This window comes from Bradyrhizobium liaoningense, assembly GCF_018130825.1.
Lineage (GTDB): Bacteria > Pseudomonadota > Alphaproteobacteria > Rhizobiales > Xanthobacteraceae > Bradyrhizobium > Bradyrhizobium liaoningense_B.
Map to the genome: position 1 here is coordinate 322561 of NZ_JAFCJS010000001.1, position 14095 is coordinate 336655.

Genomic DNA, 14095 nt, shown 5'->3' on the forward strand with positions numbered 1-14095 from the left:
GGCCTTGTGTTTTCGCTCGCAATCCGGTTTCACTGCAACCCCTCACTGATTCCCAGAGTATTGCCATGCGGTTGTCGCGGTTCTTTCTGCCCATCCTGAAGGAAAATCCGAAAGAGGCGGAGATCGTCTCGCATCGGCTGATGCTGCGCGCCGGCATGATCCGGCAGGAGGCCGCCGGCATCTATGCGTGGCTGCCGCTCGGCTTCCGCGTGCTGAAGAAGATCGAACAGATCGTGCGTGAGGAGCAGGACCGCTCCGGCGCGATCGAGGTGCTGATGCCGACGCTGCAGCTCGCCGACCTCTGGCGCGAGAGCGGCCGCTACGACGCCTACGGCCCGGAGATGCTGCGCATCGCCGACCGCCACAAGCGCGAGCTGCTGTACGGGCCGACCAACGAGGAAATGATCACCGAGATCTTCCGCGCCTACGTGAAGTCCTACAAGAACCTGCCGCTGAATCTCTATCATATCCAATGGAAATTCCGCGACGAGCAGCGTCCGCGCTTCGGCGTGATGCGCGGCCGCGAGTTCCTGATGAAGGACGCCTATTCGTTCGACCTCAACGAGGCGGCGGCGCGCGTGGCCTACAACAAGATGTTCGTCGCCTATTTGCGCACCTTCGCGCGGATGGGGCTGAAGGCGATCCCGATGCGCGCCGAGACCGGCCCGATCGGCGGCGATCTCAGCCACGAATTCATCGTGCTCGCCGAGACCGGCGAATCCGGCGTGTTCATCAATCGCGACGTGCTGGACCTGCCGGTGCCTGGCGAGGACGTCGACTATGACAGCGACCTGACGCCGATCATCAAGCAGTGGACCTCGGTCTATGCCGCCACGGAAGACGTTCACGATGCCGCCCGGTTCGAGCAGGAAGTGCCCGCGGACAAGCGGGTGAACACCCGCGGCATCGAGGTCGGCCAGATCTTCTATTTCGGCACCAAGTACTCCGAGCCCATGAAGGCATTGGTGGCCGGGCCTGACGGCGTCGATGTGCCGATCCATGGCGGATCCTACGGCGTCGGCGTCTCGCGCCTGCTGGGTGCCATCATCGAGGCCTGCCATGACGATGCCGGCATCAAATGGCCCGAGGCCGTCGCCCCGTTCCGCGCGGTGGTGCTCAACCTCAAGCAGGGCGATGCCGCGGTCGATGCGGCCTGCGAGAAGCTCTATGCCGAGCTCCAGGCCAAGGGCGTCGACGTGCTCTACGACGACACCGACCAGCGCGCCGGCGCCAAATTCGCCGCCGCCGACCTGATCGGCATCCCCTGGCAGATCATGATCGGGCCGAAGGGGCTCGCCGACGGCAAGGTCGAGATCAAGCGGCGCAGCGACGGCTCCCGCGAGACCATGTCGCCTGCGGACGCGGTCGCAAGACTTGTGGGCTGATAAGGCTGGTCGGCTGAATATTGTTCATCGCCCGATATCGCGGCCGCCAATCCGGCCACAATTGACCCCGAATCATGGGATTATCGAGCGATGGACGAGACCATGACTGAAACCGTGCAAACCGCGCCTTTTGCGCCATTCGAGTGGATGCTGTCGGCGCGCTACCTGCGGGCGCGCCGCAAGGAGGGATTCATCTCGGTCATCGCCGGGTTCTCTTTCCTCGGCATCATGCTGGGCGTTGCGACGCTGATCATCGTCATGGCCGTCATGAACGGCTTCCGCAAGGAGCTGCTCGACAAGATCCTGGGCCTGAACGGCCACATCCTGGTGCAGCCGCTGGAATCGCCGCTGACCGACTGGAAGGACGTCGCCGACCGCCTCAGCCAGGTGAAAGGCATCCGGCTCGCCGCACCCGTGGTCGACGGCCAGGCGCTGGCGTCCTCGCCGTGGAACGCCTCGGGCGTGCTGGTGCGCGGCATCCGCTCCGACGACCTCAACAACCTCACCTCGATCGCCAAGAACATCAAGCAAGGCTCGCTCGAGGGGTTTGACGAGGGGCAGGGCGTCGCGATCGGCCGGCGCCTCGCCGACCAGCTGTCGCTGCATGCCGGCGACAGCATCACCCTGGTGGCGCCGAAGGGCGCGGTGACGCCGATGGGCACGACGCCGCGCATAAAACCGTACAAGATCGTCGCCGTGTTCGAGATCGGCATGTCCGAATACGATCTCGGCTTCGTGTTCATGCCGCTTGCGGAGGCGCAGGCCTATTTCAACCGCAGCAACGACGTCACCTCGATCGAGGTGTTCACCACCAATCCCGATCAGATCGTCGCCTTCCGCCAGGCCGTGACGGAGGCCGCGGGCCGGCCGGTGTTCCTGGTCGACTGGCGCCAGCGCAACTCGACCTTCTTCAACGCGCTCCAGGTCGAGCGCAACGTCATGTTCCTGATCCTGACCATGATCGTGCTGGTCGCGGCCCTCAACATCGTCTCCGGCCTGATCATGCTGGTGAAGGACAAGGGCAGCGACATCGCGATCCTGCGCACCATGGGCGCCTCGCAGGGCTCGATCATGCGCATCTTCCTGATCACGGGCGCCTCGATCGGCGTGGTCGGCACCCTGGTCGGATTCGTCGTCGGCCTCGTGATCTGCCTCAACATCGAGTCCATCCGGCAATTCCTGTCCTGGCTGACCTCGACCGAGCTGTTCTCGCCGGAGCTCTATTTCCTGTCCAAGCTGCCCGCCGAAATCGACATCGGCGAGACCACGGCGGTCGTCATCATGGCGCTGACGCTGTCGTTCCTGGCGACGCTGTATCCGTCCTGGCGCGCCGCGCGCCTCGATCCCGTCGAAGCGCTCCGGTACGAGTGAGGGGCTGATGGAGCAGCAGGGGGCTGAAGATGTACCGGTCATTTATCTCCACGAGATAAAGCGGCAGTACTTGCAGGGTGAGGTGCCGCTGACGATCCTCGACGGCGCCAAGCTCGCGCTGTGGGCCGGACAGTCGGTCGCGCTGGTGGCGCCGTCAGGCTCCGGCAAGTCGACGCTGCTGCACATTGCGGGTCTGCTCGAGGCGCCCGATTCCGGCGAGGTCTATGTCAACGGCGCGCCGACCTCGCAACTGCCCGACATCGAGCGCACCCAGCTGCGCCGCACCGATATCGGCTTCGTCTACCAGTCGCACCGGCTGCTGCCGGAGTTCTCGGCGCTCGAGAACGTGATGATGCCGCAGATGATCCGCGGCCTGAAGAAGTCCGAGAGCGTCAAGCGCGCCAAGGAGATCCTCGGCTATCTCGGCCTCGGCGACCGCATCACCCATCGTCCCGCGGAGCTGTCGGGCGGCGAGCAGCAGCGCGTCGCCATCGCGCGCGCGGTGGCCAATGCGCCGCGGGTGCTGTTTGCGGACGAGCCGACCGGCAATCTCGATCCGCACACGGCCGATCACGTGTTCCAGGCCCTGATGCAGCTCGTCAAGGCGACCAAGGTTTCGATGCTGATCGCGACCCACAACATGGAGCTCGCCGGCCGCATGGACCGGCGGGTCTCGCTGTCGAACGGCCAGGTGGTCGAGCTCGAATAAAAAAACTGCGAAAACAACCCCATGCACAGTAGCCGGCCTTTGGCGGCTCTGGTCGGGGCGATGTCTCGCAATCCTTTGACATGTCGGGCAAACCCGCTGCGACGGCGCATCGCCGCAGCGGGTGCGCCAGTTACGGCCTGATCACCGTCAATTTGAACGGCCCGCCATTGGCGGCGGCATGTGCCACGGCTTCGTTGGCATGGTCGAGGTCGAAGGCCGTCGTCTCGTATTCCTCCAGCCGCAGCAGCCCTGAGCGCACCAGCGCGATCAGGCGGCTTGCTGCATCCGGCGGATACATCCAGACGCCGTGGATGTTGATGCAGTTGCGCATGATCCAGGGGTAGGGCAGCTCGAGGCCCGCGCCGCCGGCCATGCCGACACCGCCCATCAGTACGACGTGGCCATAGGCGCGCACCGTCATCACCGCCGCGCGCACGACGGTCGGGCTCACCGAGGGCGGCATGATGTCGAACACGCAGTCGATCGGCCCGGGCGCGGCGCGCTTCATCGCTTCGCGGTCGTCGTCCTCGTGACCGCTGAGCCTGACCGGCTTCACGCGGCTGCCGAAGCGGCGGACGAGGTCGGCCAGAATCTTGTCGTTGCGGCCGGGCGTGACCACGCAGGCTGCGCCCATCGCGAGCGCGACCGAGACGGCCGCGCTGCCGAAGTTGCCGGTGGCTCCGCTCACCAGCACGGTCTCGCCTGCTCGCAGGTTGGCGGCGAGGAACCCGCCATAGGGCACCAGCAGGGTGCCCAGCGCGCACCATCGCGTGGCCTCCTCGGACGTGATCGTGCCGAGGCGTTTGACGTTCTCCGTCGGCACGCGCATCTGCTCGGCAAACGAGCCGTGACGAAAATGCTGTTGCAGGCGCATGCCGCCGGGACCGGCCGCCGTGAGCCCCTGCAAGGCGATATCGGGCGCCACGGCGTCGTCGCGCGAGCGCACAGTCGGGTCGCAAAATACCCAGTCGCCGACGGCAAGCCTGGTCGCGTCCGGGCCGACCGCGCGCACGCGGCCGATGCCGCCCGGGCCGGGGATGATCGGAAGGTCGAGCGCGTAGTTTCGCTCTCCGCTGAAGACCTCGTTCATGTAGGACAGCACGCGCGTGGCGACGACGTCGATGACGACCTCGCCGGTGCCGAGCACCGGGTCGGGGGTAGTCTCGATCGCCAGCGGCGAGCCGAAGGATTTGAGCACGGCAGCTTTCATGATGTTCACCTCAGGGACGGGTGAGGTGGATATGCACCGCCCTTGAAGGGACAAGAAGGCCTGGTATTATCCTAGTATTACAAAGGCCCTCCATCGAGGACACGCATCATGGCTGACCCGCGCCGCGTCGAATTCGGCGACTTCCTCAGGTCCCGCCGCGAAAAGCTGTCGCCGAAGACCGTCGGTCTGCCCGCCGGCCGGCGGCGGCGCACCGCGGGGCTGCGCCGCGAGGAGGTCGCCCAGCTCGCCGGCATTGGTGTCGACTGGTACATCCGCCTCGAGCAGGGCCGCACCGTCAGTCCCTCGGTCACCACGATCGACGCGCTGGCCCGCGCGCTGCGCCTCTCGAAGACCGAGCACGCGCATCTCAAGGCGCTGGCGCGCGACGGCGCCAGGGGCGCGTTCACGCGCGAGATCGTGCCGCCGCCGATCCAGCGGATGATCGAGAGCCTGACGCAGCCGGCCTACATCACCGGGCGGCGCTGGGACGTGTTGGCCTGGAACGACGCGGCCGAGGAGGTCTTCGGTTTCGGGAAGCTGCCCGAGCAGGACCGCAACACGCTGCTGCTGGTGCTGACCAGCAAACAGACCCGAAAATTCTACGGCGCGAGCTGGACCGATGTGGCCAGGAGCATGGTCGCGATGTTTCGCGCCACCCACGACGTCTGGGCCGGCGATCCCGCCTTCACCGGGCTGCTCGCGCGGCTGCGTCAGGGCAGTCCGGAGTTCGTCAAATGGTGGGAGGCGCATGACATCCGCAACACCTCGTCCGGCCTCAAGACCATGAACCATCCGACCAAGGGCCTGCTCCGGTTCGAGCACACGAGCTTCCAGGCCAATGACGATCCCGCGCTGAAGCTCGTGATCTACACGCCGGTGTGAGGCCTGAAGACACAGAGCTCAACTGCCGGCTTCTTCAGCGGCGGTCGCCCGCGGCCGCTTCAATGCTTCAGCGTCTCGACCTCGAAAGTGAACTTCACCTGCATCACGGGGCCGCCGGCGTCCCGGACTTCGATCGCCATGCGGTGCGTGCCATTCACGGGAGCCGACGCACAGGCCGCGTCTCGCGCCATATCGACCAACGACCTGGCGGCCTCGACCTGGGCTGCGCGAAGGCCGGAGAGCTCGAGACCTTCCTCGTCGGGGGCCAACTCATCTTCGTCCCGAAGATCGAAATAGTAACGTGGCATTCTGATCTCCGATGCCAGTCGCTCAAGGGCGGTCTGCGCCAGGACGTTTCATATTGCGCGTTGTTGGCCGTTCTGTGCCATTCGGCAGCAAGCTGCCAGCATGCGTCGTAAGCGAGCGGATCGAGCGCTCCGCCGTCAATCAGCGGCACTGTTCCGCCTGAAGGCGTCAGCGCTTCGCATCGGCTTCATCGCGCGAAGCTCCCCTCGATGCGTCCGCTTTAACATAAGCTAACGGGCAGCAAACTCGTTCCAGTCAGAACTGATAGGGGGCAGTGCGAAATTCGATTAAACAAGGTCAGGCAGTGCTGCTGTCGGATCATCGGGGGACGTCTTGAGCCGCCGTATTGAAGTCGCCGGTCGTAGGATCGTTCACTTCGCCCGATAGAGCCGAAGATAGCCCGGCGAGTACATCGCCGCATTCTTGAGCGCTTCGAGATCTCTGATCGTCAGGGTCCGGTCCTTCAGGACGATCAGGCCGGACGCGCGCAATTCCTGGATCGTGCGGTTGGCATGAACCACCGACAGGCCGGTCGCGTCGGCCAGATCGGTCTGGGTCACCGGAAGCGCGCAGGAATTGCCGTCGACGAGGCCCACGGGGCGAAGCCGTTCGAAGATTTCGCAGAACAGATGGGCTACCCGCTCGAAGGCTGCCCGCCGGCCGAGGTTGATGACCCACTCGCGCTGGATCGCGCTGTTCAGCAGCGTCTCGCACATGAAGGCTTCGGCCAGCGTACGGTGAGCCGCCATCAGCAGTTCGAAGCGCGCGCGCTTGATCTCGGCATAGGCAACCGGCGTCGCCGTCGTAATCGCATGATCCATGGTGGACAGCAGATAGGCGTGGGCGTCGCAGGTCTCGCCCGGCAGGATGAAATTGACGATCTGCCGACGTCCGTCCTCCAGCGTCTTGTGGCGGAACATCCAGCCCGAGAGAACGAGGCGGACGCTGTCGACGGGATCGCCTTCGGCGATCAGGTCCTCGCCCGGCCCGGCACGCAACAAACCCTCGGGAATGGCATGTTCCAGCGCAGCGGCGTCCTCATCGGACAGCGGGCGCAAGGCGTTGAAGCGGCGGAGGACCGCCTGCGCCACACCGCCATCGGTCCCGTGAGAGCGCATCATTCCTCCAGCGACGGCGTATGGAAGGTGCGCGTCGTCAGGGGGATCGCGATCAAGCACATCAGGCCGGACGCGTTGAACGACATGGTCGTCTGCCCCTTCAACTCGAACGCAAGGGTGCGTTCCAGAAGCTCGGTGCCAAAACCCTTGCGCGGCGGTGGTGTCACCGCCGGACCGCCGCGCTCACGCCATTCGAACAGCAGTTGCGGGAGCTCGACCGCCCCGTCGATACGCCACGAGATTTCGAGCCGACCGCCCGGTTGACTCAACGCGCCGTATTTGAGCGCATTGGTCGCAAGCTCGTGGATTGCGAGCGCAAACGTCTCCGCTGCCTTCGGCTGGAAACGGACCGCCGGCCCGGACGCGCGAACCTGCTCGCCCTCGTGGGCATTATAGGCCAGCAGCTCCTCGATCACCAGATATTCGAGATCGACGCCGCCCTCCGGATCCCGCGTCACGAGCGCCTAGGTGCGCGCGAAGGCATTGAGGCGCCCGTCGAGATGGGCGGAATATTCCTCGACTGTGGAGCTCGTCTCCGCGGAGCGGCGCGCGATCGACCGCACCACGCCCAGCGTATTGCGAACGCGGTGCTGAAGCTCGGCGAGAAGGCGCTGCCGCTCCTCTGCGCGTGTGATCGCGGTGACGTCGATGAAGTTGATCACGACGCCGGCGATGAAATTGTCGATGCTGCGATAGGGCAGGATGCGGACGATATAGCGCGTGCCGCTGTCGGGCGCGGTCAGCTCGCGTTCGGCGCTGGCGAGCGTGCGCAGCACGCGGCGCACGTCGTCGTAGAGCTCCTCGATCGGAATGCGGGCCTTGATGTGGGCGATCGGGCGGCCGACATCGGTCTCGACCAGGTGCAGGATGTGCGTGATCGCGGGGGTGAAGTTCATCACGCGCAGATCGTTGTCGAGGAAGACGGTCGCGATCTGCGTGCTTTCGAGGAAGTTCTTGAGGTCGCTGGTGGCGCGGGTCAGCTCCTGAACCCGGTGCGCCAGTTCGCCGTTGACGGTGGTCAGTTCCTCGTTGACCGATTGCAGCTCCTCGCGCGAGGTCTCCAGCTCCTCGTTGGCGGATTGCAGCTCTTCATTGAGCGACTGATATTCCTCGTTCGAGGATTTCAGCTCTTCGTTGGTGCTTTCGAGCTCTTCGATCGTCGCCTGGAGGCGTTCGCGGGTCGCCCGCAATTCGCCCTCGAGACGTTCGACATGCTCGGTCCGCACCAGCGCGCCGGGATTGTTCTCGGGGACATCGGCGGCGCGCGCCGGTCCGTCCTTGAACAGGACGATGAAGTTGCGATGGCCGCCGGCGCCCTCCAGGATCGGCTCGACGGTGATGTCGACGAGCACGCGATGGCCGTTGACGCCGAGCTGAACCTGCTCGGCATGGGCGGATTCGTTGGTCTCCGAGGCGCGGGAGAGGGCAGTGCGCAATTCCAGCCTGAGATCGCGATGCACCAGCTGGAGCAGGTCGAGCGAGGCCGCCCCCGCGGTCGGCTCGATGTAGCGTCCGGTGCGGCCGGAGAAGTGCAGGATCTGGAAATTGTCGTCCGTAATCACGTAAGCTGGCGCATAGCGCTCGGCGATGCGCTGGGCGCGGCGTTCGAGGCCGACGTCCGGCCCGAACGAGCGGACCGGCGGCACCTCGACCGGCGTACGCCCGGCCGAGGTCGAGATCGGAAATTCCGGCGGCAGCCGCGTGCCGGTATCGAGCTTCCTGAAGATGCGGGCGCGGCGATCGATCGGCGCAAACAGCTTCGGGTGCCGGGTCACGTTCTCGGAGTTGCCGAGGAACAGGAAGCGCTCGGGCAGCAGCGCGAAATGGAACAGCGGGATCACCCGGTTCTGAAGCTCTGCGTTGAGGTAGATCAGCAGGTTGCGGCAGGAGACGAGATCGAGCTTGGAGAACGGGGCATCCTTGATCACGTTGTGCTGGGAGAAGATGCACATCTCCCGCAATTCCTTCACCACGCAATAGGTGTCGCCCTCGCGCACGAACCAGCGCGCCAGGCGCTCGGGAGACATGTCCTGCTCGATATTGGTGCGGTAGCGCCCGACGCGGGCGGTTGCGAGCGCGCGGCCGTCGATGTCGGTCGCGAAGATCTGGACCTGAGGAGTGGAGTCGAGCGTGGCCATGTGTTCGCGCAGCAGGATGCCGATCGAATAGGCCTCCTCGCCGGTGGCGCAGCCCAGCACCCAGACGCGAACCTGCTGGCCGTTTGCCTTGCCCTCGAAGATCTTCGGGATGATCTGCGTCTCGAACACTTCGAACTCGCGCTTGTCGCGGAAGAACTCGGTGACGCCGATCAGAAGATCGTTGAAGAGATTCTGGGCCTCGTCCTTGTCGGTGCGCAGGAAGTCGACATAGGCGGTGATCTCTTCGATCTGCACGACCTGCATGCGCCGCTGCACGCGGCGCAGGAAGGTGTTCTGCTTGTAGCCGTGGAAATCGTTGCCGGTCTTGTTGCGCAGAATATCGGCGATGCGCGACAGCGAGCTCGCCGCCGCGGCCAGGACCTCGTCGAATCCCTGCTTCTCTTCGAGCCGCCGGAGATGGCGGGCATAGACCTGGATGTGCTCCGGGATGTCCTCGGGCGGCAGGACGTAATCTGCGATCGCCGCCGGTCTGCTGCTGTCGACCAGATGGTCGGACGATTCGTCGCCAGCCAATCTTTCCGCAATGGCGAGGCCGCCGTGGTCCTTCAGCGTGGCCGCGCCGAGCGTGCCGTCGCCGCCGGTCCCGTTCAAGAGAACGCCGATGGATTGCTCGGCACGCTCTTCGGCGAGCGACACCAGGAAGCTGTCGATGGTGGCCCGCTCGCCCGGGCCCTGTTCGGCCTTGCGAACCGCAAAGCGCCCGTCCTGGATCGTGGTGATCTTGGCCGCGGGACTGAGATAGATGACGCCGCCTTCGACCGCCATCGCATCGTGGATGTCGGCAAGACGCGCGCCATCGGCGCGCTGGACGAGGCCGCGCAACCGCCCGTCGCCGAGCGCCTCGGCATTCTGGAGGACCAGGACGACGGCCTGGTCGTCGCCCAATGTCAGCTTGGCGAAGAACCGCTCGATGCTGTCGATTGCACCGGCCGATGCCCCCACGCCGATGACCAACGGGGCCTTGGCTTGAGGCTCCGGCTCCCCCGCCGTCTTGCCGACTTCGTCCATGATCGCCGCTACTCTCGTTGCCCGGGACCAACGGATTCCGGTTTCTGCAAATAGCAGAAATCGATGTTATCCCAACAGCTAAAAGCGGGAAACGTTCTGCGTTGACCGAGAGCCCGGATCCGGGGAGGCGTGGGCCTCGGCAGGGCAGCGCGGACCATGCCCTGCGCTAGGTGATCGGCGGCACCGGATCGACCTCCTCCTGGAGGTAATTCACCCTCTGAATGATCAGGGTGCGATGCCGCTCCCATTCCACCAGGGTCTGCTTGAGGAGCTCCACCAGCCGTTCCGCCTGCCGGCAATCGTATCCGCCGGCCTGCAACTCCCGCACCCGATCCTCTTGCCTGCGGACGCGCTGCAAGCCTTCCTCGATGTCGAGATCGGCTTTCTTCAGAAGCCGCTGCTCGTCGCGGAGTTGCCGGGTACGCTCGGTAAGGGATGCTGCCATGGCGGCGCTTCTCACTTCCCTCGCTGGATGGGAGGATCGAGCGATTGTAACACGACGCGCCGGATCATGTCGGCATATTCGCGATACTCGGCCGCGCGCTGCTGGTACATTTCGGCCACTGCCGGCCTGCCGCTGCGGCGGCCGTCCGCGGCCATGCGCTGCACCAGCTCGGCCCGCTCCTCGATGATCCGGAGCGCGACGCGCAGGGCTTCGTCGACTTGTCCTTCCTGCTCCTTGGCGAGCGCATCGGCCGTGTAGGCGTGGCCGACCTGGCAGCGAAACCTCATGGGACGCGCTTCCTTCACCTGAGAGAGAACCCCGCCGCAACCGGGGCAGGTCAGCGCCGCCGGATCGGCGATGTCTGCCAGGATCGCGGAGCCAATTCTTTCACCCGCGGCGATCTCCACCTCCAGGCGGATATCCGGGGCGATCGGAGGCGCGAGGCCCGGCGGTTCCCGGGCGAGATCGGAGAGGACGTCGCCGAGCCGCGCGGCTGGCACGCAAAGATCGGCCGTGGTCGCTTCCAGGGCGCGCTGCGGCATCTCCGCCGCGATCGCCTCCACTGGATCCTGCACGATCGCGATCCCGCCGCAGCGCTTGATCGCGTTGAGGCCGGCGGCGCCGTCCGAAAGCAATCCACTCAGCACCACTCCGATCACGCGTGGGCCGTGGTGGAGCGCGGCCGAGCGGAACAGCGGGTCAATCGCCGGCCGCACCATGTTCTCGCGCGGGCCGCGCCCGAGCCGAATACGATCGCCTGACAGCAGCAAATGATGGTCGGGAGCGCCGAGATAGACGTGGCCGCGCTCGAACTTCATGCCGTCGACGGCCTGATGCACCGGGAGCCTGCCGGCGGAAGCGGCGACAGTGGACAGGATACCGATGCCCTGCATGGGAAGGTGGAGGACGATAAAGACGGCTGCCGGAACATTCGGATGCAAACCCGCCAGAATCTGCTTCAGCGGCGCCGTGGCCCCGGAGGAGCCGCCGATGACGATGATGTCGCGGTTGCTCATGGAACCCGCCATTCAATGCTTTGTTTGCACCAAGACGGCCTTGAGGCCTATGTTCCTATCCGTGCTGGAGGAAACATGGCGCTATCGCCAACATTGTCGCGCAGGCATGCCCCCTTGTCGGGACGTCGCATCCTCGTGGTCGAGGACGAGTATTTCCTGGCCGACGACATCAGCCGCGCGCTGCGGTCGGCGGGTGCGGAAATTGCCGGTCCGGTCGGCGAGCTCGACGATGCGCTCCCGATCATCAACGACGGCGGTATTCTCGACGGCGCAGTGCTCGACGTGAACATTCGTAGCGAGATGGTTTTCCCGATTGCGCAGGAGCTCAGGGCGCGCCAGGTGCCGTTCGTATTCACGACCGGCTACGACAGGGTCAGCATTGCTCCACAATTTCAAGACGTGGTGCTGTTGGAAAAGCCGATCGACATCGCAGCGATGGTCCGCCGCCTGGCCGGCCTGATCGGGAAGCCGAAGGCGTGAGCCAGCGTCGCACCTGGCGCAGCCCGCACACGATCCGAGTGAGGTTCGAATGATCTACACCGTCCGCGCGGACGACGCGCAGCTCCTGGCCTTTTCGCGCGAACTGGTTCGCGATGCCCTCGAGATACTGCGCAACAGCGAGCACATCGCAAGGGCGCAGCGTGTCCGCGATGAACTGGTTGGGGTTGAACCGGTTCGCGGGCAGGGCGATCCAGCCTGAAGCGCGATGTGAAGCGTCATCGCGCTTCAGTTGTTGTTTGAGCATGATCCACTCGGAAAACCGCTTCGCACTTTGCGCTAACGCGGCCCTTCGGGTCCGGATCATGCTTAGAGCAGGCGGCTCCAGGTCAGCCACATGGCCACGGCAATGCAGAGAGCTATCCCGAGATAGGGCAAGGCTTGCAACAAGCCTTGCGACACGGCTTGGCGCAACGAGGAGTCCGTCAAGCCACCATCATCCATATGATCGCTCCCAGCATCACCAGGAAACCCAGCATCGCTGTCGCGATGAAAGCCCGTTCGACCCGATCCATCGTCATCGTGTTGCCCTCATCCCGGACACGATTTTGACGTTTTGCCGCGCGGTGCGCATTAGGCTATGTGAATCGCTCGTCGCTTTCTGAGCGGGCCGGCCCTGCGTCCAAGCGAAGCTGGGCTTACGGCGCCACTGCAGCCGGAGGGGTCGTGCCGGCGTTCGGCACCGTGGCCGGCCAGGGGCTGATCGGGCTGAGCGCCGACAACGCGCAGGATGACTTGAGTTGCGTCCACGCCGGCGCGAGGCCCGTCAGGTCGATGTCGAATTTCGTCATGTCCGTCTTGTCGTCGGGCATCGTCGTGGTTTCGCGGACATGGAGGGAGCGGGAGGCCAGGATCGCCTTGACCATGTCGGTGTCGATGCTGCCGCGCCAGACCTCGTACTTGCCCGATCGCAGCGGTGGCCCTCCGGCCTCCTTGTCCGCGGCGGCGTCCGCCGTCATCAGGATCGTGCTCTTGCCGCTGGAGGCCTCGTCGATCTCGGCTGCGAACCACAGCGGCACGCGCGCCCTGCTTTCGCACGACAGGCGCCACTCCATGGTCCGGAACGAAGAGTCGTTCTTCTTCAGCACCGCGATCTTGCGGACGAACGGTCGTGCGTCCTTCTCCAGTTTCCACATCGTCTCGGCGAGCGGTCGCGTGTCGATCCCGAAACGATAGAGCTCGGTCCGGGTCAGCACGTGAAGGTTCTCGAACTTCACGGTCTGGATGAGAGCATCGAGCTCGCGGCTGATCCCCATCGACGCGATGAACGCAATGCGGTCGCGCTCGGCGCTCGCAATTCGGCGCTGCCTCGCCTCGGCGACGATCTGCGGCGGAGGATTTCCCCGAAAGCGCAGCACCAGCCTGGAATTATGGACCGCCACCACGGCGTCGGGGGCCACCTCGCGGGATGTCGCTCCGAGGAAGAGGTAACCGCAGGCCGAGTTGCACATGGCCTTGCGGGTGGTGAGCTCTGCCTCGACCTCGCCGCTTGCGTTCTTCACCTTCAGGCAGGCGGCGTCCACCTGCGTGTCTGCGGCGCATGCCGTCACAAGGGTGCGGCCGACCCGGGCGATCGCCTTGCGGCTGCGCAGCAACCGTGCGATCGCATAGGACTGCTCCACATTCCCGCCGGGTGAATAGAGATAGATCGGGCGCTGCGTGTCCTTGACGGCGGCGAGGAAGCGGCGAATGCGTGGGGCGGCGTCCGCATCGATCTCGCCTTCGATGGCGATCCAGCGATCGCAGCCCGGCCCGCACGCATCGGCCGCCCCCTTGGCAAGATAGATCGTCAGCTTGGACGCAAATCCGGCTTTCTCCGACGCCGTTTCGGCGCGCAATGCGCCGGGAAGCGACAGCGCGGCGACGACAAGCAGGATACGGACGAGCATGAAACGATCGACTATGCGGTGATGCCGGTCCTGACGCTATACGACGCTTTCCGATTGCACAACTTGCGGTGGCGCTCCGATTGGCGTTTATTTCCGCAG

General features: G+C 65.1%; 12 protein-coding genes and 1 pseudogene. 6 read left to right on the forward strand and 7 right to left on the reverse strand.

Annotated elements, in window-relative coordinates; translation table 11 throughout:
- The first annotated feature begins 65 nt into the window (after positions 1 to 65).
- From proS to JQ603_RS01605, 3 genes are all read left to right on the forward strand, one after another.
- The gene (proS, locus tag JQ603_RS01595; protein WP_183238930.1) at positions 66 to 1385 is read left to right on the forward strand and encodes a proline--tRNA ligase; all 1320 of its coding nucleotides are present in this window, start codon (positions 66 to 68) and stop codon (positions 1383 to 1385) included.
- Positions 1386 to 1475: 90 nt separating this feature from the next.
- On the forward strand, positions 1476 to 2756 hold the full coding sequence (locus JQ603_RS01600) for a lipoprotein-releasing ABC transporter permease subunit (RefSeq protein ID WP_018642337.1): 1281 nt from the start codon (positions 1476 to 1478) through the stop codon (positions 2754 to 2756).
- Positions 2757 to 2763: 7 nt separating this feature from the next.
- Positions 2764 to 3465 carry an ABC transporter ATP-binding protein gene (locus JQ603_RS01605; RefSeq protein ID WP_174719152.1) on the forward strand — a complete coding sequence of 234 codons (702 nt, stop codon included), beginning with the start codon at positions 2764 to 2766 and terminating at the stop codon, positions 3463 to 3465.
- A 130-nt stretch (positions 3466 to 3595) separates the two neighbouring features.
- On the opposite strand, the gene JQ603_RS01610 is transcribed toward JQ603_RS01605, so the two are convergent.
- A complete protein-coding gene (locus JQ603_RS01610) occupies positions 3596 to 4675 on the reverse strand; it encodes a quinone oxidoreductase family protein (RefSeq protein WP_212336018.1) in 1080 nt (359 codons plus the stop codon).
- Between the two features lie 108 nt (positions 4676 to 4783).
- Here JQ603_RS01610 and JQ603_RS01615 point away from each other — a divergent pair, with 108 nt between their 5' ends.
- Entirely contained in the window at positions 4784 to 5557 is a 774-nt protein-coding gene (locus tag JQ603_RS01615) for a helix-turn-helix transcriptional regulator (protein ID WP_212336019.1), read from the forward strand.
- A gap of 59 nt (positions 5558 to 5616) precedes the next feature.
- Here JQ603_RS01615 and JQ603_RS01620 read toward each other — a convergent pair whose 3' ends face one another.
- The 5 genes and pseudogenes from JQ603_RS01620 to JQ603_RS01640 form a co-directional block, all read right to left on the reverse strand.
- Positions 5617 to 5865, reverse strand: coding sequence for a DUF6894 family protein (locus JQ603_RS01620; protein ID WP_212336020.1), 249 nt, complete (start codon positions 5863 to 5865; stop codon positions 5617 to 5619).
- A gap of 369 nt (positions 5866 to 6234) precedes the next feature.
- Positions 6235 to 6984 (reverse strand): Crp/Fnr family transcriptional regulator, encoded by a 750-nt coding sequence (locus tag JQ603_RS01625; RefSeq protein ID WP_212336021.1) that lies wholly within the window; start codon positions 6982 to 6984, stop codon positions 6235 to 6237.
- Positions 6981 to 10148 (reverse strand): annotated as a pseudogene (locus tag JQ603_RS01630) (CheR family methyltransferase). The gene JQ603_RS01625 and the pseudogene JQ603_RS01630 overlap by 4 nt, the downstream one beginning before the upstream one ends.
- Positions 10149 to 10314: 166 nt before the next feature.
- Complete coding sequence (locus JQ603_RS01635) at positions 10315 to 10593, reverse strand: hypothetical protein (RefSeq protein WP_212336022.1); 279 nt, start codon at positions 10591 to 10593, stop codon at positions 10315 to 10317.
- Positions 10594 to 10604: 11 nt separating this feature from the next.
- The gene (locus tag JQ603_RS01640; RefSeq protein WP_212336023.1) at positions 10605 to 11609 is read right to left on the reverse strand and encodes a chemotaxis protein CheB; all 1005 of its coding nucleotides are present in this window, start codon (positions 11607 to 11609) and stop codon (positions 10605 to 10607) included.
- A gap of 75 nt (positions 11610 to 11684) precedes the next feature.
- On the opposite strand from JQ603_RS01640, the gene JQ603_RS01645 reads away from it, so the two are divergent.
- Positions 11685 to 12089, forward strand: coding sequence for a response regulator (locus JQ603_RS01645; RefSeq protein ID WP_212338111.1), 405 nt, complete (start codon positions 11685 to 11687; stop codon positions 12087 to 12089).
- Positions 12090 to 12138: 49 nt separating this feature from the next.
- Positions 12139 to 12309, forward strand: a complete 171-nt coding sequence (locus JQ603_RS01650; RefSeq protein ID WP_212336024.1) for a hypothetical protein — start codon at positions 12139 to 12141, stop codon at positions 12307 to 12309.
- A 436-nt stretch (positions 12310 to 12745) separates the two neighbouring features.
- Here JQ603_RS01650 and JQ603_RS01655 read toward each other — a convergent pair whose 3' ends face one another.
- Positions 12746 to 13996, reverse strand: a complete 1251-nt coding sequence (locus JQ603_RS01655; protein WP_212336025.1) for a hypothetical protein — start codon at positions 13994 to 13996, stop codon at positions 12746 to 12748.
- Positions 13997 to 14095: the final 99 nt, after the last annotated feature.

Excerpts from the sequence above, each read along its gene's own strand:
- JQ603_RS01605 (WP_174719152.1), top strand. The coding sequence starts at position 2,764 with ATGGAGCAGCAGGGGGCTGAAGATGTACCGGTCATTTATCTCCACGAG.
- JQ603_RS01640 (WP_212336023.1), bottom strand. The coding sequence starts at position 11,609 with ATGAGCAACCGCGACATCATCGTCATCGGCGGCTCCTCCGGGGCCACG.
- proS (WP_183238930.1), top strand. The coding sequence starts at position 66 with ATGCGGTTGTCGCGGTTCTTTCTGCCCATCCTGAAGGAAAATCCGAAA.
- JQ603_RS01620 (WP_212336020.1), bottom strand. The coding sequence starts at position 5,865 with ATGCCACGTTACTATTTCGATCTTCGGGACGAAGATGAGTTGGCCCCC.
- JQ603_RS01635 (WP_212336022.1), bottom strand. The coding sequence starts at position 10,593 with ATGGCAGCATCCCTTACCGAGCGTACCCGGCAACTCCGCGACGAGCAG.
- JQ603_RS01650 (WP_212336024.1), top strand. The coding sequence starts at position 12,139 with ATGATCTACACCGTCCGCGCGGACGACGCGCAGCTCCTGGCCTTTTCG.
- JQ603_RS01655 (WP_212336025.1), bottom strand. The coding sequence starts at position 13,996 with ATGCTCGTCCGTATCCTGCTTGTCGTCGCCGCGCTGTCGCTTCCCGGC.
- JQ603_RS01645 (WP_212338111.1), top strand. The coding sequence starts at position 11,685 with ATGGCGCTATCGCCAACATTGTCGCGCAGGCATGCCCCCTTGTCGGGA.
- JQ603_RS01615 (WP_212336019.1), top strand. The coding sequence starts at position 4,784 with ATGGCTGACCCGCGCCGCGTCGAATTCGGCGACTTCCTCAGGTCCCGC.
- JQ603_RS01600 (WP_018642337.1), top strand. The coding sequence starts at position 1,476 with ATGGACGAGACCATGACTGAAACCGTGCAAACCGCGCCTTTTGCGCCA.
- JQ603_RS01625 (WP_212336021.1), bottom strand. The coding sequence starts at position 6,984 with ATGATGCGCTCTCACGGGACCGATGGCGGTGTGGCGCAGGCGGTCCTC.
- JQ603_RS01610 (WP_212336018.1), bottom strand. The coding sequence starts at position 4,675 with ATGAAAGCTGCCGTGCTCAAATCCTTCGGCTCGCCGCTGGCGATCGAG.